This window comes from Halobacillus ihumii, from assembly GCF_902726645.1.
In the GTDB taxonomy this organism is placed as follows: Bacteria; Bacillota; Bacilli; order Bacillales; family Halobacillaceae; genus Halobacillus_A; species Halobacillus_A ihumii.
The window spans coordinates 3,482,968-3,498,390 of sequence record NZ_CACVAO010000001.1; the positions used below are offsets into that span (position 1 = coordinate 3,482,968).

19 protein-coding genes are annotated in these 15,423 nt (G+C 43.2%); 12 read left to right on the forward strand and 7 right to left on the reverse strand.

Annotated features, from left to right (window positions below; all coding sequences use genetic code 11):
* The first annotated feature begins 270 nt into the window (after positions 1 to 270).
* The 5 genes from G6R08_RS17360 to G6R08_RS17380 all read left to right on the forward strand — a co-directional run bounded on the left by G6R08_RS17360 (position 271) and on the right by G6R08_RS17380 (position 4,864).
* Complete coding sequence (locus G6R08_RS17360) at positions 271 to 987, forward strand: FAD-dependent oxidoreductase (RefSeq protein ID WP_163529704.1); 717 nt, start codon at positions 271 to 273, stop codon at positions 985 to 987.
* Positions 988 to 1,199: 212 nt separating this feature from the next.
* On the forward strand, positions 1,200 to 1,769 hold the full coding sequence (locus G6R08_RS17365) for a hypothetical protein (RefSeq protein ID WP_163529706.1): 570 nt from the start codon (positions 1,200 to 1,202) through the stop codon (positions 1,767 to 1,769).
* Positions 1,770 to 1,797: 28 nt separating this feature from the next.
* Complete coding sequence (locus tag G6R08_RS17370) at positions 1,798 to 3,003, forward strand: hypothetical protein (protein ID WP_163529708.1); 1,206 nt, start codon at positions 1,798 to 1,800, stop codon at positions 3,001 to 3,003.
* An 84-nt stretch (positions 3,004 to 3,087) separates the two neighbouring features.
* Positions 3,088 to 4,137 (forward strand): DUF1835 domain-containing protein, encoded by a 1,050-nt coding sequence (locus G6R08_RS17375; protein ID WP_163529710.1) that lies wholly within the window; start codon positions 3,088 to 3,090, stop codon positions 4,135 to 4,137.
* 55 nt (positions 4,138 to 4,192) lie between these two features.
* Positions 4,193 to 4,864 (forward strand): HAD hydrolase-like protein, encoded by a 672-nt coding sequence (locus G6R08_RS17380; RefSeq protein WP_163529712.1) that lies wholly within the window; start codon positions 4,193 to 4,195, stop codon positions 4,862 to 4,864.
* Positions 4,865 to 4,968: 104 nt separating this feature from the next.
* On the opposite strand, the gene G6R08_RS17385 is transcribed toward G6R08_RS17380, so the two are convergent.
* Entirely contained in the window at positions 4,969 to 6,495 is a 1,527-nt protein-coding gene (locus tag G6R08_RS17385) for a BCCT family transporter (protein WP_163529714.1), read from the reverse strand.
* 393 nt (positions 6,496 to 6,888) lie between these two features.
* On the opposite strand from G6R08_RS17385, the gene G6R08_RS17390 reads away from it, so the two are divergent.
* Genes G6R08_RS17390 through betB form a run of 6 tightly spaced genes read left to right on the forward strand, consistent with a single transcriptional unit; the run spans position 6,889 to position 11,950 of the window.
* Positions 6,889 to 7,959: an amidohydrolase family protein gene (locus G6R08_RS17390; RefSeq protein WP_163529716.1), complete on the forward strand. Its 1,071-nt coding sequence runs from the start codon at positions 6,889 to 6,891 to the stop codon at positions 7,957 to 7,959.
* A gap of 1 nt (position 7,960) precedes the next feature.
* The gene (locus G6R08_RS17395; RefSeq protein WP_163529718.1) at positions 7,961 to 8,320 is read left to right on the forward strand and encodes a Rieske (2Fe-2S) protein; all 360 of its coding nucleotides are present in this window, start codon (positions 7,961 to 7,963) and stop codon (positions 8,318 to 8,320) included.
* Positions 8,321 to 8,341: 21 nt separating this feature from the next.
* Entirely contained in the window at positions 8,342 to 9,343 is a 1,002-nt protein-coding gene (locus tag G6R08_RS17400) for an NAD(P)/FAD-dependent oxidoreductase (RefSeq protein WP_163529720.1), read from the forward strand.
* Positions 9,344 to 9,346: 3 nt separating this feature from the next.
* Positions 9,347 to 9,931: a chromate transporter gene (locus G6R08_RS17405; RefSeq protein ID WP_163529722.1), complete on the forward strand. Its 585-nt coding sequence runs from the start codon at positions 9,347 to 9,349 to the stop codon at positions 9,929 to 9,931.
* Between the two features lie 5 nt (positions 9,932 to 9,936).
* Positions 9,937 to 10,467: a chromate transporter gene (locus G6R08_RS17410; protein WP_163529724.1), complete on the forward strand. Its 531-nt coding sequence runs from the start codon at positions 9,937 to 9,939 to the stop codon at positions 10,465 to 10,467.
* Positions 10,468 to 10,483: 16 nt separating this feature from the next.
* Positions 10,484 to 11,950, forward strand: a complete 1,467-nt coding sequence (betB, locus tag G6R08_RS17415; protein ID WP_163529726.1) for a betaine-aldehyde dehydrogenase — start codon at positions 10,484 to 10,486, stop codon at positions 11,948 to 11,950.
* Between the two features lie 290 nt (positions 11,951 to 12,240).
* Here betB and G6R08_RS17420 read toward each other — a convergent pair whose 3' ends face one another.
* Genes G6R08_RS17420 through G6R08_RS17445 form a run of 6 tightly spaced genes read right to left on the reverse strand, consistent with a single transcriptional unit; the run spans position 12,241 to position 14,127 of the window.
* A complete protein-coding gene (locus tag G6R08_RS17420; protein WP_163529728.1) occupies positions 12,241 to 12,459 on the reverse strand; it encodes a spore germination protein in 219 nt (72 codons plus the stop codon).
* Positions 12,460 to 12,507: 48 nt separating this feature from the next.
* Positions 12,508 to 12,882: a spore germination protein GerPE gene (locus tag G6R08_RS17425; RefSeq protein WP_163529730.1), complete on the reverse strand. Its 375-nt coding sequence runs from the start codon at positions 12,880 to 12,882 to the stop codon at positions 12,508 to 12,510.
* Positions 12,872 to 13,081: a spore gernimation protein GerPD gene (locus G6R08_RS17430; RefSeq protein WP_163529732.1), complete on the reverse strand. Its 210-nt coding sequence runs from the start codon at positions 13,079 to 13,081 to the stop codon at positions 12,872 to 12,874. The genes G6R08_RS17425 and G6R08_RS17430 overlap by 11 nt, the downstream gene beginning before the upstream one ends.
* Positions 13,078 to 13,617 (reverse strand): spore germination protein GerPC, encoded by a 540-nt coding sequence (gene gerPC / locus G6R08_RS17435; RefSeq protein ID WP_163529734.1) that lies wholly within the window; start codon positions 13,615 to 13,617, stop codon positions 13,078 to 13,080. The genes G6R08_RS17430 and gerPC overlap by 4 nt, the downstream gene beginning before the upstream one ends.
* Before the next feature lie 48 nt (positions 13,618 to 13,665).
* On the reverse strand, positions 13,666 to 13,896 hold the full coding sequence (locus G6R08_RS17440) for a spore germination protein GerPB (protein ID WP_163529736.1): 231 nt from the start codon (positions 13,894 to 13,896) through the stop codon (positions 13,666 to 13,668).
* A 12-nt stretch (positions 13,897 to 13,908) separates the two neighbouring features.
* Positions 13,909 to 14,127 carry a spore germination protein gene (locus G6R08_RS17445; RefSeq protein WP_163529738.1) on the reverse strand — a complete coding sequence of 73 codons (219 nt, stop codon included), beginning with the start codon at positions 14,125 to 14,127 and terminating at the stop codon, positions 13,909 to 13,911.
* A 92-nt stretch (positions 14,128 to 14,219) separates the two neighbouring features.
* Between G6R08_RS17445 and G6R08_RS17450 the strand changes: the two genes are divergently transcribed.
* A complete protein-coding gene (locus G6R08_RS17450; protein WP_163529740.1) occupies positions 14,220 to 15,410 on the forward strand; it encodes a DUF418 domain-containing protein in 1,191 nt (396 codons plus the stop codon).
* The last annotated feature ends 13 nt before the right edge of the window (positions 15,411 to 15,423 follow it).

Below are 15,423 nucleotides of genomic sequence, written 5' to 3' on the forward strand. Positions count from 1 at the left end.
AACTTGCAAGGAGAGGCCCTTGGGGGTTTTATAGGCCTAAAGTAAATGAATTTCTGGCCAGTATCCAATAGTACTCGTGCTCATGCAGGCACATTTTTATGACAAAAATAAGGTGACAAATTAAGCTGTCTTGTTTTACATACATAGCTTGAATAAAGTTGCGAAACCTATAAACAATGCCGTTACTAATGGGAGAAATGTTTCTAAACGGAGCTAAAAAATGCAGGCACCTCAGATCTTTAGCTTGCATGAAAAAGGAGCAGAAAACTAATGCCGACCTATTCCATGAAATTATTAAAAAAACAAAAGATAGCAAACGATACGATGGCCTTTCACTGGGAAAAACCAGAAGGATTCGAATTTATAGCCGGTCAATATTGTAAGGTGACCTTAGTTGATCCACATAAGACTGATGATCAAGGCAATGAAAGGGCTTTTTCACTCGTGCATGCTCCGTATGAAAAGGACGTAGAGACAGCCACTCGTATGTCTGACTCGGCCTTCAAACAGGTGCTAAAAAACATGCCGGACGGTACAGAAGTCAAATTTGGCGAACCCCATGGGGACTTTACTTTGCATCAAGATGAATCTAAGCCAGCAGTATTTATTATAGGCGGCATCGGTATAACACCCGTTCGGAGCATGATTGCTCAGGCCACACATGACCAGTTGCCGCACAAGTTGACCTTGTTGTATTCGAACAAAACCCCCGCAGATGCGCCATTTATGGATGATTTAAAAGGATATGCTGATGAAAATCCTAATTTTACATTTGTGCCTGTCATGACTGAAACAAAATCTAGTGAATGGAATGGGGAAAGCGGATTGATCGATGCTGAGATGCTTAAGCGGCATGTTTCAGATGTGAACGTACCGATTTATTACTTATCTGGTCCGCCAGATATGGTACAGGACATGCGCCAAATGCTCGTGGATTCTGGAGTTTATGAAGACTATATTAAAACAGAGGAGTTTTCAGGCTATTAAACGCTGCTCTTTGTTTATCACCTATCGAATTTACGCTTGTAATGTTATTTTCAAAATCCTCCTTTCTTGAGTGTGGACTCAGTGAGGAGGATTTTTTGATGTCGGGATTAACTCCTTCTGTTTCAATCCTAGTAAAAAAGAATGATGTTCGATAAGATGAGAATCAGGCAGACTTTTTACCAAGAAATACAATAGTTGAACAGGAGCGTTTTATGCCAGACTGGAGTTATCATCCATTATTTAAACCTTGGTTAACAAAACTGTCACCAGGGAAATCTAGAGAATTTATTTATAAATCTATGGGCTGCATTTCCTCCATCCCAGGGGGACGATCTTTTATCGAACTGCTCGGTCATTTGCACCCTCCGAACGAGTTAAGTTCCATTGTCGACGGAGTACATTACGCAAGTTCGACCGGTGTGAGTGCACGACTTGATCCAAATGGGACTGGCGCAAAAAGTTTTCCATCATTAGGGGTTAGTGTTATAGAGGTTGGTCCCGTCTCGCTTGCAAATAGCAACGGGAAAGAGCCGATCATGAAGCCAGATAGAGAGGAAATATGGTTCCCCTTGCAAGAGCCCATGAAGACAATTGAGGAGAGCAGGGACCAGATCAAACGGTTTGGGGGGCCAGCCATTGTGACGATGGATGGACAGATGACGGGCTGCGAAGTACTTACAATTATAAAGGTACTTGGTGATATCGTTGACTCATTCTCGATCAGCTTAAAGCAAGCTTATGAGTTAAACAACACTGCTATACATACATCAGAAAGCAGATGAGTTAGAGGTTGATCAGCTTTCGACTTTGATGAGATCATGCCCAATCGCTGGGGTAATTGTAGAACCTCCTAAGATACGGACAGACTCATATTTTACGGAAAGTAAAGGTGCTCACAATTCGCTGCTCAAGGCGGTTCGCACGATTCGATCAGAAGTGTCTCAAACTTGCACGATGATTACGAAGGGGGGAGTAAGGGAACCTATCGATGCGCTTGAGCTCCATCAAGCAGGTGTATCTCTTCTGTTACTGGAGGAGGGGTATGTTTTTTCAGGGCCAGGTTTGCCGAAGCGAATTAATGAACTAAAGTTATCTAATGGGGGCACAGGGAGGAATGATTCAGGGTCTCGATGGGGGCTGCTGTTTGGATTAGCGATTTTGTTTGCTGGTGTCATTGCCTTAGTGTTTAGCATGACTTTAGTCATTTTGCCATATGATGAAGCCTTTATCGGGATGACCCGAGAACAGATAAAAGCGTTTAATCCCAGAATTCTAGCTTTCATGGCACATGATCGAATGGCCCTGGCTGGAACGATGATCAGCGGAGGAATTCTTTACATACAATTGTCCCGAAACGCCATGGTTTATCGGCTGCGATGGGCAAGCCGAGCCTTTCATGTTGCAGCTATAGCGGGGTTCCTTGGGATTTTCGCTTTTATTGGTTATGGTTATTTTGATTGGCTGCATGGATTGTTCTGGATCCTTTTGCTTCCGATTTACCTAAGATGTTTCCTGCTTACAAAAGATTCTCGTTCTCATCCTAATTCGATAAATCTATCGAACCACTCGGCTTGGCAAAAAGCGAATTGGGGTCAGCTGCTATTTGTACTTCTAGGTGCTCTTATTGCAGTAGGCGGGATAGTGATTATGTTCATCGGAATGACCAATGTTTTTGTACCGACGGATATCACTTTTATCTGTGCGACACCTGACATGCTGCAATCACTCAATGAGCGTTTGATCCCTGTGATTGCCCATGACCGTGCGGGTTTTGGCGGAGCATTAGTCAGTGTAGGAGTGTTAGTGCTTCTCATCGCGTTATGGGGGTTCCGTGAAGGAGAGAGCTGGGTATGGAATACACTGGCAATCGGTGCACCGCCTGCCTTTATCGCGGGGATCGCAACCCATTTTGTTATTGGATATACTACTTTTTATCATTTACTTCCTGCCTACTTCCTGATCTTCATTTATGTGCTAGGGTTAGTCTTCTCTTATCCTTTTTTAAAAAGGAAGTAATCGAATGTGTTTGTAAACTGTAGTCCTCAATTGATTGTTTAGATCAACTGTTTATCCTGATAGTTACGAAGGAGTTGTTTGGTAGTGAGAATAAGTGTTGATAAAGTGATGGAATCCCTAAACGAGGAAGAAGCTCAATCCTTGCTGAAACAGGTATTGTTACGGATAGACCTCATTGAGACCACCAGTTACCCAGAAAAGCAATTTGTTACTGATTTACTAGATTTAAAGAGAAGGATTTATGGGGTGCACGATTTTCGTACAAATCCACGGAAAGAATATGAAGATCAAGATGTAAGGAAAATTCATATTGTCTTTGATGAATCCAGTGGAGGGTCACTGGGAGTTGCTCTTAAGAAAAACTTGGGGACAGTTGGTGAAAAAGTTATTTCGTTTCCAGACATACTTTCAAAAGGTCCCGTTTGGCAGTTACATACTCAAGAAGGGGTAAGGAATCGAAAAGATTGGCTGTTTTATCATATTAATCTAGATGAAGAGTACCTCGAGGGCTATGAAGACAAGTTCGCAAAGGTTCGTGAACAAATAGAAGCGATTCCGCCTACACTCCCAATAACGATTTGGTATGGGGATAATGCTCATGAACAGACAGGGTTACGTTTCGCTCTTTATTTATTACAGCAAGCGTCTAATCCAATATTTCTCATTAATTCTACGCACGAGTACAATAGAGTTTTTTCTGACAAGATTAGGAAATATTATCCGCTTAGTACGAGTGAAATCTCTCCAGAAAAGCTAGCTGCAATTTACCACAGGTCTCCAACTGAAGAAGTGGACCCTAAGCAGCGAAAACGTCTGGAGACCGAGTGGAGCGTTCTTTCTTCAAGTAAAGAGAACCTAAGAATCTGGCAAAATGGCCAAGTTGATGCTGTGTCAGAAGATTTCCTCGATGATTTGATCATCAAATTGCTGCGAAACATTCATAAAGAACGGGGAAGCAGTGATTTTGTTAAATCAGCTCGGCTAATTGGAGAAGTGATCGGCCATTCTTCACAGCTTGTTGGAGATGATTTTGTGGAATACAGGGTTAGGCAGCTCATTGTAAACGGAATCTTTGATTTAAAAGGTGTTCCAAAAGCAATGAGGTTTTATGAAGTTAAGTTTCATTCTTCTTGAGTAAACCTGTTTTAAGATAGAAACGTAAGGAAATTTTTATAAGGGAGAGGAAGCAATGTCACACTCTTTAATCTTTGATATGGACGGAACTCTATTTCAAACGGACAAAATCTTAGAATTGTCGCTGAAGGAGACCTTTGATCAGCTAAGGTCTCTCGGAGAATGGGATAAAGAAACACCTATTGATGACTATCGTGAAATTATGGGGGTGACTTTGCCCGAAGTATGGCGAATATTATTACCTAATCAATCAAACAAACTCCGTGAACAGGCCAATGATTTCTTTCAAGACAAGTTGATTGAAAATATTAATAAGGGAAACGGTGCGCTCTATCCGCATGTTAAAGAATTATTTAGTTACTTAAAAGATCATGATTACAAAATATACATAGCTAGTAATGGATTAACGACTTATTTAAATGCTATTGTTAACTATTATCGTCTGGATGCTTGGGTGACGGAAACCTTTAGCATTGAACAAATTCAATCGCTGAACAAGTCCGATTTAATCGCCTCAATCATCAAAAAATATAAGATTGAAAAAGGAGCAGTCGTCGGAGATCGATTATCTGATATCAAAGCAGCTCAGGATAATGGTTTAGTTTCGGTAGGCTGTAAGTTTGATTTTGCAAAAGAAGAAGAACTGTCGCAGGCTGATGTCGTTGTAGAAGATCTGAGTGAGGTAAAAGTAGTTCTAAACAGGGGAGAAGAAAAGGTTGATGCCTGAGTGGAGATGCCACTTTAAAGTAAAGGGTGCTGCAAAATGAGGTGCCAGAATAGAGATAGAAAAAAGGTTGTTCTGAATCGAATCAGAACAACCTTTTTTTACATTCAAGAGGGTTTCTTCTCTTTTACAAGATTTTTTTCTTTCCGTTTTACGGGTGCTACTTCTGCCTTTGCGGCTCGGAAAAAGGAGTACCCCATTAACAGGACGACGATCGAGAATGGAAGGGCCGCAATGATGAGCACATTTTGCAAGCCCTGGGTTCCGCCAAAGTAGACAATGATCGCGGCCATCGCTGATAACGCGAGTCCCCATAGGATTTTTACGGGCCCCGCTGGATTCAGGGAACCATGTGTAGACAGCATTCCTAACACAAATGTTGCTGAATCAGCGGATGTGATAAAGAATATGGCAATGACGAAAATGGTCACTAACGACATCAGTGTTCCGAGAGGATAATGCTGCAGGGTAGCAAATGTTGCTGTCTCCATCGGAAACTGAGAAATAGCCTCGATTCCTTGCTGTTGAAGATTCAACGCTGAAACGCCAAATACGGCGAAAAAGATAAAACAGACGATGGCTGGAACAAACAGCACACCGAGCATAAATTCTTTAATCGTGCGCCCTCTGGAAATACGGGCAATGAAAATACCGACAAACGGAGACCAGGAAATCCACCAGGCCCAATAGAAGATGGTCCAGTTGTTAATCCATGAGCGACTTTCTTCGTTCAGTGGAGCAATGCGAAAGCTCATCTCGAAGAAATTCGCAAGGTAGCCCCCAATTGAGCTTGTAAACATATTGAGGATATATAACGTAGGTCCAACGATCAAGAGGAGGATCATCAGCAGAAATCCGAGAACCATATTGATGTTACTAAGGTGCTTGATCCCTTTGCTGACGCCTGACCAGGCTGAATAGATAAATAGAATCGTAGAAACGACGAGAATGATCAATTGGACGGTGTAATTACTCGGTACATTGAATAGAAAGGCTAGTCCTTCGTTGATTTGGGCCGTTCCAAACCCTAGAGTTGCTGCCACTCCAACAACTGTTGCGACAACGGCTAACGTGTCGATGACGACTCCGGTTTTCCCTGACATTTTTGCTTCGCCAAATACCGGAATGAGGGTGGCACTAACCAATCCAGGGTATCCTTTGTGGAATTTAAAATAGGCGAGTACTAAAGCTACTAGAGCATATACGGCCCAGGCATGAATCCCCCAGTGGAAAAAAGAAAACTGCAGAGCTTCTTTGATAGCTTGCTCACTTCCTTCTTTTGAAACAGGACTGCTTTTGAAAGCGTGTGAGATTGGTTCTGCTGTAGTCCAGAAAACGAGCCCCATTCCCATGCCTGCACTGAATAACATCGCAAACCAGGTTGGCAGACTGAACTCGGGTTTGTCATCTTTTTTACCAAGCTTAATGTGACTGAAGCGGGAAAAAATCAAGTACACACAAAATGCCAGCATCAACGTGACAATTAATAAGTAATACCAGCCAAACGTAGTGGAAATGAATTCTGTTACCTTAGCTGTAGTCATTTGCAGATGTTCTGGTCCCACTACTCCCCAGAGGACAACTAGTCCGCAAATAGCAAGACCATACCAAAAAACGGCTGTTACATTTTTCATCTGATCACCTCTATGTCATGTATTTTTCTATAAAACTGAGATAAATGAAGGGGGTCGTCTGCAACATTTTCAAATGTTACATAGGTTTTATATGAATTGCAAACCCGCTTTCTAAGAAAAAGTGATGGAGGATACATTCTCCTAAGATGCGATAACCCTTGACATTTCAGTTTTTTTCGACACTTTTCCCGGTCAGAAAATTCGGCTGCATATAAATTAAAAAATTTTTTTGTACAAAACATAAAGTTATTACTGAACGTTACTGAGCTTCACTGAACGTCACTGAAGGATCTAAATGCTACTCAGTGCCTCTCAGCGGGTTTGGCAATATGAATGCCTCCCTGATACGATTTGAACTATTCGCGAAAAGCAAACAACAAGGAGGACTTTCCTATGCCAAAGAATACAATCCCACTAGTAGATACGGATATTCACGAACGAGTTCAATATCGAGATCTTTTGGATCGACTGGATGAACCATTTCGCCATTACATTGAAAATTGCCACTGGATTCAAGAAAAACATATGCCTTATACCCAACCGTCAGTAGCGGGTGTGGATCGGGCCGATGCGATCCTGCCTGACGGTCGACCTGCTGGGTCAGATCTCACTTTTATGCAAGAGCAGCTGCTTGATGACATCGGTCATGAGTTCGGAATATTAACAAGTGCTCTCGACCCTTCGCCATCCTCGATGCATGGCTGGCATGAGATGGCCGCAGCCTTGGCGACGGCGTACAATGACTGGCAAATTGAAAACTGGCTGGACAAAGATGAACGCTTATACGGCTCCGTTCATATTGCAGCACAAGATCGTGATGAAGCGGTGAAAGAAATTGAACGAGTTGGTTCTCATCCGAAAATGGTACAAGTATTGCTGCCGATTGACGACATTATGTGGGGTGAACCGTACTACCATCCAATTTTTGAAGCGGCCGAAAAGCACAACTTAATGATTGGTATGCACCACAATGAACCACCTGTCTATTACGGGAAATGGCCAAGATATTTTATCGAATGGCATACCTTAATTCCGACAGCACATATGAAACAAATTACGAGCCTGATGTTCAACGGAGTATTTGAAAAATTTCCTAACTTAGGCTTAATGATGATTGAAGGCGGCTTCACTTTTATTCCGCATTTGATGTGGAAAATGGATCAGCAGTTTCGTGATTTGCGTCATGAAGTTCCGTGGCTGAAAAGAAAACCGAGCCAGATTATGAAAGAACAGGTTCGCTTCACGACACAGCCCGCTGAAGAGCTGACGAAGAAGGAGTTTATGTCACTGCTTGAACAAATGGGGACAGATGAGATGCTGTGTTTTTCAACAGATTACCCTCACTGGGATTACGATTCACCTCATCGTGCTTTACCAAATATGGACCCCGAACTAAAGCGGAAGATTTTCTCAGGAAACGCCAAGAGATTTTATCCTAAATTGCCGAATCCAGAGGAGGGGTAATATGAGAGAACAAGTGGTATGTAAAACATCAGATATTGAGCCAGGGGAAATGAAGAAATCTACTTTTGGTAAGCAGAATGTACTCATTTGCCGCACTCCCGACGGGGAATTCTATGCTTTTATGAATCAATGTATCCACCAGGGGGCGCCGCTTGATCGAGGAATGCTCTGTGGAGCCACAACGGAAGAAAGTAAACCAGGCGACTATGACTATTGCCATAAAGGTGAAATTATTCGCTGTCCGTGGCATGGTAGAGAGTTTGATATTAAAAATGAAGGAAGAATGCTTGCGAATCCTGATAAGAAGATTCCGAGTTTCAAAGTACGCGTAGAAGATGAAGACGTTATCGTTTATAAATAATGAAACAAGAAGGTGTTGACCATGTACAGTTCTGAAAACGTTAGTGATGTGATCATTATAGGGGGAGGCCCGACGGGGTTATTTGCGGCTTTCTATGCCGGCATGAGGGAAATGTCCGTGAAGGTCATGGATAGCTTGCCCCAGCTTGGCGGCCAGTTGATGGCTTTGTATCCCGAGAAGTACATTTATGATGTAGCAGGAGCCCCTAAAGTGTCAGCGAAAGATTTAGTTCACCAACTCGAGGAGCAAGCGAGGCAATTTGATCCGGACATTTGCCTCGAGGAAAATGTTCAGGACGTTGAAAAGCTTGAGGAATGTCTTTTTAAAGTGACCACAACGAAACAGGTGCATTATGCGAAGACCGTGTTGATTACGAGCGGGGCGGGGGCCTTTCAGCCACGTCGTCTCAAACACGAAGCGGCTCAGCTATATGAAGGCAAGAACCTTTTCTATTCGGTGACTGATCTTGAAGCTCATAAAGGCAGCAGGGTCTGTATTTCAGGCGGCGGCGATTCGGCTGTGGACTGGGCACTGATGCTGAAGGATGTGGCAAAAGAAGTAACGCTGGTTCATCGGCGTGATCAATTCAGGGCCCACGAATCAAGCGTTAATCAATTAAGAGAAACAAATGTTCAAATCAAGACACCTCGAGGAATCGATCAATTGGTTGGGACGGATGATTATATTGAATCTGTTGTCTTAAAAGAACCAAAAGGGGAGACGACAGAAAACCTTGAAATTGATTCTTTAATCGTTAACCATGGTTTTCTTTCCAGTCTGGGTGCGATAAAGGAATGGGGATTGGAACTTGAAAAGAACTCCATCGTTGTCAATCAGAAGATGGAAACCAATATTCCGGGAATTTACGCTGCCGGCGACATCACAACTTACGACGGGAAAGTAAAATTAATCGCCACTGGTTTTGGAGAAGCTCCTACTGCGATAAGCCAGATTAAGCATTACATTGATCCGGAGGCAAGAGTCCAGCCGCCTCACAGTACTCGCGTTTTAGGCGGAGAGTAAATTTTGTCACTACAAACCATGAAAAACAACATAGCCGGCCGCGAATTGCTCGTGCTGTTCAGGATCTTTATAACCTTTATGAAAATAAGCCCCCTTACCTTTGGCGGTGGAATTGCCATGATCCCCCACATTGAAAGAGAAATCGTCCGAAAGCGGGGGTGGTTTGCAAAGGAGGATGTCCCAAGCATTGTAGCGATCGCGCAATCAGCACCGGGGTCCATCGCTATAAATGCCTCCATTTATATGGGGCACAAAGTTCAGGGGGTTCCAGGAGCGATAGCCGCCATGGCTGGCATGCTGCTGCCAGCGAACCTGATTATCATTGTCTTAACCTACCTGTATTTAACTTACCAGGATCTTGCCATCGTGCAGGATGCCTTTAAAGGGATACGTCCCGCTATTATTGGACTGATTCTGTATGCTGCTTGTAAAATAGGCAAGTTATCGATTAGTGATCCGTTCACACTGCTGCTGTTCGCAGCAGCTGCTGGTTTGCTTTTCGGTCTGGCTGTTTCCCCTGTCTTTTTAATTATCGGTGGAGGGTTGGCAGGCTGGCTCTACTCCATGTGTCGTCATAAAAGGAGCTGAAACGAATGGTTTTATTCAATCTCTTCGTCGAATTTTTTAAAATAGGCCTGTTCGGGTTTGGCGGAGGGTATGCCATGATTCCGCTGATGGCTCAAGCGGTTCGTGAACATCACTGGATCCCGCAACAGCAGTTCACAGATATTATCGCAATAGCAGGTTCGGCGCCAGGTCCGATTGCGACGAATACAGCATTATTCATCGGTTATCAAACCTCGGGGGTGCCTGGGGCTCTCATGGCAGCCGCAGGAAATTTATTACCGTCGCTGTTAATGGTGCTGCTGTTAATCAAAGTGATAACTAACCATGCTCGTCCGAATGTGTTAAACCGCAGTTTATATGGAATTCATCCTGTCATTACAGCGCTGATTTTATATGCGGGCGTTCGAATGGGAGTCGAGAATGAGTTATTTTCGCAAGCGGCTGAATACTCTCAATATGGAATTATGGTTTTGTCAATCATCCTTTTTTACAAAAAGGTATCTCCTCTTTGGGTGATTGGACTTGCCGGAATCGCAGGTATTCTGATTTATAGTTGATAAGGAGGACTTTGCTATGACAAAAATGTTTATTAACGGCCAATGGGTTGCTGCTGCAAGCGGCCGTACACGCACAATCATCAATCCGTTCAATCAAGAAAGTATTGCCCAAGTGGCAGAAGGGAATGAAACGGATACTCAATTGGCGATTGACGCTGCTAGAGAAGCTTTCGATAAGGGTGGCTGGCGTCATATGCCGGGTTCAGAACGTGGAAAACTCGTCTTGAAAATTGCTGAACTTATTGAGCGTGATCAGCAGGAATTAGCTGAATTGGAAACGCTGGATACAGGTAAAACGATGACGGAAAGTCTGGCCGACATGGCGGATATCGCAGAAGTGTTTCGTTACTACGGAGGGCTTGCTGACAAAGATGGCGGTGAAGTGATCGAATCGCCTATCCCTGAATCTAGAAGTAAAGTAGTCCGCGAGCCTGTTGGGGTTTGTGGGCAGATTACACCATGGAATTATCCATTGCTTCAAGGCTCATGGAAGCTTGCGCCCGCGTTAGCTGCTGGGAATACGCTAATCATCAAGCCTAGTGAGATTACACCATTAACAACGATTAAAGTTACAGAACTAATTGAAGAAGCTGGAATTCCTGAAGGTGTAGTGAATTTAGTGATGGGTTCGGGCGCCGAAACGGGTCAGATCCTTGCTGAGAGTCATTCCGTCGATCTCATATCATTCACGGGCGGCATTGAAACAGGGCGTAAAGTCATGACGGCAGCCGCAGAAAATTTTAAAAAAATTGCTCTTGAACTAGGTGGTAAAAACCCTAACATTGTATTTGCGGATGCCGATTTTAAAACGGCCGTTGACCAGGCTATGAATGCGATCTTTTTCCATGCTGGTCAAGTTTGTTCTGCTGGGGCCCGATTACTCGTTCAAGAGGAGCTTCACGATGACTTTGTAGAAGCTTTAGTGGAACGGACGAAGCAAATCAAACTGGGCAGCGGTTTCGATGACACTACTCAATCCGGCCCGCTTATTTCGAAAGAACATCGAGAAAAAGTAGAGCAATATATTCAGATTGGAATAGATGAAGGAGCTGACTTAGTAGTAGGTGGAAAACGGCCTCAAGCGGAAGAACTCCAATCCGGATTCTTCCTTGAACCAACGATTTTTACGAACTGTCGGTCATCGATGAGGATTGTACAGGAAGAAACGTTCGGTCCATTATTGACGGTTGAACGATTCAGTACTGAAGAGGAAGCTGTACAAACAGCGAATGATTCTAAGTACGGTCTTGCCGGTGCCGTGTGGACGACGGATATCAGGAAAGCAGAACGAGTTTCAAGCGAACTTCGAATGGGAACCGTATGGATTAATGACTTTCACCCTTATTTCGCCCAGGCCCCGTGGGGAGGCTATAAATCCTCTGGAATCGGCCGTGAACTCGGTAAACAGGGACTGGAGGAATATACCGAAGTTAAACATGTATTTGAAAATACAAATCCTGCGCCGCTGAACTGGTTTAAGTAAGATATTAAAAAACATACTAAAAATATAGTGGGCAAGGTCATCGCCGGATGATTTTACCCACTATTTTTCTTTTTAGAGGCATAGACAAAATTGAATGAAACATAGAGTAATCCAAATGATTGAAGTCAGTTCGGTTTACTCTATGTGAAAAGTCATTTTTAGTAAAAATACGAACAATGTGTGTTTTAGCGAAGTATATTTTCGTAGCGGTTTATATGCACCATAGTTCGTATTTCCATTTGGTAAAAATATTTTTGTCCCAGTCTCCATTGAGCATTTGTCAAAAAAATTTATCTGTTGGCGGTCACATTTTGATCATTCACGTCTGGATCAAATGGATTGGTGGAACTGATCCCGTTATTTGTACATATAAAGTCACCCGTATTTAACGCTCCTGAACCGGCATTCGTTTTACTCGTACTTTTAGGTGCAAGATAAAAAGCATCCCCGAAGTTCACGACACCTCCGCCTACACTATTAATACGAATCGGGCCGACTATGGCTGGCATAAAAAGCCCTCCTTTTTTTAGCCTAATGATACAAAGTATGCGTGTTCCCTACCGTTCGTCACTTAGGATTCGGATATGTTTAACGCGGGCATGGGCATCGATGTTGTCAATGCCTCCAATTTGAATAGCTGAAGCCGTAGAGGCCCCAAGTATGAACATGGAGTCAACACAAATTTCGGGATCCACGTGGTGAAAGGAGGTTGAAATCGTAAGAGGAGGGAGCATGGGCGATGGCTCTCGCTGGAAAATAGGGTAAGTAGAAAAGGACACATTATCTTTAATAGTATGAGGCCCCTCTCTTTGTACAGCAATAGCTCGTGAGCGTGGAGTCATTTGGTTTAGGTCGCCAATTAGAAGCCCGGAACCGATGGTAACTGAATTAACATGGGCTGATTGGGCAATAGCGATGCGCTTATTCTTCAACTGGAGAGGCCTCCTCGAAGGTACCTTCCTCTTCTATAGGAACAAATGGACCGATCACTAATGATTCCGGCGGGGTATCAAAAAAGGATTGAAGTCGGATGGTCTCACTGTCGCCAATTAAAAAAACAGAGGAGGAGGCTACACCTGTGACATCAATCTTTCCGACGTGCAACCCGTAATTGTACACGGTGTAATTCATTCGAAATTCTCTCCTTCCTTCGATGTGAAGTATTGAGCCACGGAATGCCGGACTTCCTGGTGTAATTTCTGAACAATCGCGGACGGTTCAAGATCTGGATGCTGATTTTGGTGAAAAGTAAAGCGTTCTGGCAGCTGTTTATTGATATCCGCAATCATATGCTCCCGGTGTTTGTCACCAAGGTGAAGTCCATATTCATTTACATAGTTATCAATATACTGAGGGACCCCGTCCTGCATCAATTCATGAAGATATGGATCAGTTTCAGTTTTTTGAGTGTCTGGGGTGTACAGGTCTTCAAGGATGTTTCCATCTGTTCCATTTGGAGTCAGTCCAATTTGCAGGGTTCCTTCAAGTGTTTCTATTTTTAATTGGTCAAAATGATATTCGATTTTTTCAATTACGGTATTAGGGTGCTGTTGGGATTGTAAGTGTTCGACCTGTTGAGTAAGGCGTTCAATGGTTTGCTGTTGCTCCTGAATTTGCTGCATGACTTGGCTGATCCAATGATTCCATGACTGGTAGTAGTTGTTCAATGGCATTCACCCCCGTACTATCCTATGCGAAAACAACATGATATGTGCCTAGGTTACGGAAAGTGGAACAAGAGTACCAGCAGCCTCCAGTTCTGGAACAGTAACCTGCCCTGAAACTGGCTGAGCTGTTTCACCAGGCCCTGTGTATCCTCCAGTATTATAAAGGTCTGCTTTAGCCTGAATAACTCCAGAACTTCCAATTTGAACAATCGATGAGTTGGCTACCGATCCGATCCGCAAGAAGCGAATCGAAATCGTTTGATGGACAGTCACATTCATTTGATTTCCCTCCTAGGAGTTAACGATTGATTGATCAACTTCTTCCCGATCATTGATGTAGGTGGCTGATCGATCTATATTTACACGAATGCCAGTACCTGTATTAAAGGAACCGCCCCCTGCAAAGGTTTTAACAGAAGCTGCGGGCGCCATGCTGTAGACATCTCCAATGTTGAAGATACTGGAAGTGGACACACTTAGTACTTTTACCATTCCAACTTGTGCGGGCATGATGAAAAACCCCTTTTATATAAATATGAAACTCAAATTGTGAAAATGTCGTAATACAAGTAAAATAAAAGTAATCAGGGGGATCGATAACTATGAAACAACATCCAACACCACTTCAAGAAGCAGACCGGCTCGATTGGATAGATGCAGCCAGAGGGTTCGCAATATTCGGGATTTTTATGGTGAATGTGCCAGCGTTCAATGCTCCGTACTTTTTATATGGGGGAGAGGAGTATTTCTGGTCATCACCGCTAAGTCATAGTGTTCAAACAGTCATCGATATTTTTTTTCAGGCCAGTTTCTACACGTTATTTTCATTATTATTTGGCTTTGGTTTGCAAATGATGAAGGATCGCTTAGATCAGAAAGAAATTCCTTATCGCTCAGTGCTCTTAAGAAGGCTGCTCCTATTAATAGGGTTTGGGCTTATTCATAGCTTTCTCATATGGCATGGTGATATTTTATTATCTTATGGTGTATTTGGTTTAGTGTTATTTGCTTTTTTTCCTGTCTCTTCACGTACACTTTTACTATGGGCATATGCTATGCTTGCATTTCTTGTCATCCCGCTCACACTTTCCTTGTATGCTATGCGGGATCACCTCGGAGGTTTTTATAATCAGGAAGCGATTAATGCCGCCAAACGGAATTATGGGGAAGGAAGTTTACTGGATATATGGCAGCAAAATGCCGTGGACTGGTCGTATGTTAACAATGTAGGCTCCATCCCGTTTCTGGCTTTCAGTCTCATCCCAATGTTTTTGTTTGGCATGTATTTGGCTAGAAAAAGATGGCTTCATACACCCGAGCAATTTTTATCTCCTATGAAACGGTTATGGGCAGTGACAGGGATTATTTTTATTCTGTTTAAAGCCGGTCCTTATTTGTTTGGAAATCCTGAATGGTTCCAGCTTCTTCAGGATAATGTGGGAGGAACTGCATCAGCTTTCTTTTATGTGTTATCTGTTACGCTGTTGTTCAGAACGAATGGAGGGAGGAGGCTTTTAAGGCCGCTAAGATGGGTTGGTCGAATGTCTTTATCCAATTATATCTTTCAGTCGGTGATCAGTTTTTTCCTTTTTTACTCTATCGGTTTGGGGTGGTATGGACAGGTACCGCCCGTGATGAGTGTTTTGATCGTATTGGTCGTATTCACCTTACAAATTATGCTAAGTAAAGCCTGGCTTACAACGTATCGTTTTGGCCCGCTGGAATGGCTTTGGCGGACGTTGACATATAGGAAGAAACAGCCGTTGAAGCGAAAAGGCAAGCAGTCTGCATAAGGGAGGAAGGTCA

Excerpts from the sequence above, each read along its gene's own strand:
- G6R08_RS17360 (WP_163529704.1), top strand. The coding sequence starts at position 271 with ATGCCGACCTATTCCATGAAATTATTAAAAAAACAAAAGATAGCAAAC.
- G6R08_RS17365 (WP_163529706.1), top strand. The coding sequence starts at position 1,200 with ATGCCAGACTGGAGTTATCATCCATTATTTAAACCTTGGTTAACAAAA.
- G6R08_RS17370 (WP_163529708.1), top strand. The coding sequence starts at position 1,798 with ATGAGATCATGCCCAATCGCTGGGGTAATTGTAGAACCTCCTAAGATA.
- G6R08_RS17380 (WP_163529712.1), top strand. The coding sequence starts at position 4,193 with ATGTCACACTCTTTAATCTTTGATATGGACGGAACTCTATTTCAAACG.
- G6R08_RS17385 (WP_163529714.1), bottom strand. The coding sequence starts at position 6,495 with ATGAAAAATGTAACAGCCGTTTTTTGGTATGGTCTTGCTATTTGCGGA.
- G6R08_RS17390 (WP_163529716.1), top strand. The coding sequence starts at position 6,889 with ATGCCAAAGAATACAATCCCACTAGTAGATACGGATATTCACGAACGA.
- G6R08_RS17395 (WP_163529718.1), top strand. The coding sequence starts at position 7,961 with ATGAGAGAACAAGTGGTATGTAAAACATCAGATATTGAGCCAGGGGAA.
- G6R08_RS17400 (WP_163529720.1), top strand. The coding sequence starts at position 8,342 with ATGTACAGTTCTGAAAACGTTAGTGATGTGATCATTATAGGGGGAGGC.
- G6R08_RS17410 (WP_163529724.1), top strand. The coding sequence starts at position 9,937 with ATGGTTTTATTCAATCTCTTCGTCGAATTTTTTAAAATAGGCCTGTTC.
- betB (WP_163529726.1), top strand. The coding sequence starts at position 10,484 with ATGACAAAAATGTTTATTAACGGCCAATGGGTTGCTGCTGCAAGCGGC.
- G6R08_RS17420 (WP_163529728.1), bottom strand. The coding sequence starts at position 12,459 with ATGCCAGCCATAGTCGGCCCGATTCGTATTAATAGTGTAGGCGGAGGT.
- G6R08_RS17430 (WP_163529732.1), bottom strand. The coding sequence starts at position 13,081 with ATGAATTACACCGTGTACAATTACGGGTTGCACGTCGGAAAGATTGAT.
- G6R08_RS17440 (WP_163529736.1), bottom strand. The coding sequence starts at position 13,896 with ATGAATGTGACTGTCCATCAAACGATTTCGATTCGCTTCTTGCGGATC.
- G6R08_RS17445 (WP_163529738.1), bottom strand. The coding sequence starts at position 14,127 with ATGCCCGCACAAGTTGGAATGGTAAAAGTACTAAGTGTGTCCACTTCC.
- G6R08_RS17450 (WP_163529740.1), top strand. The coding sequence starts at position 14,220 with ATGAAACAACATCCAACACCACTTCAAGAAGCAGACCGGCTCGATTGG.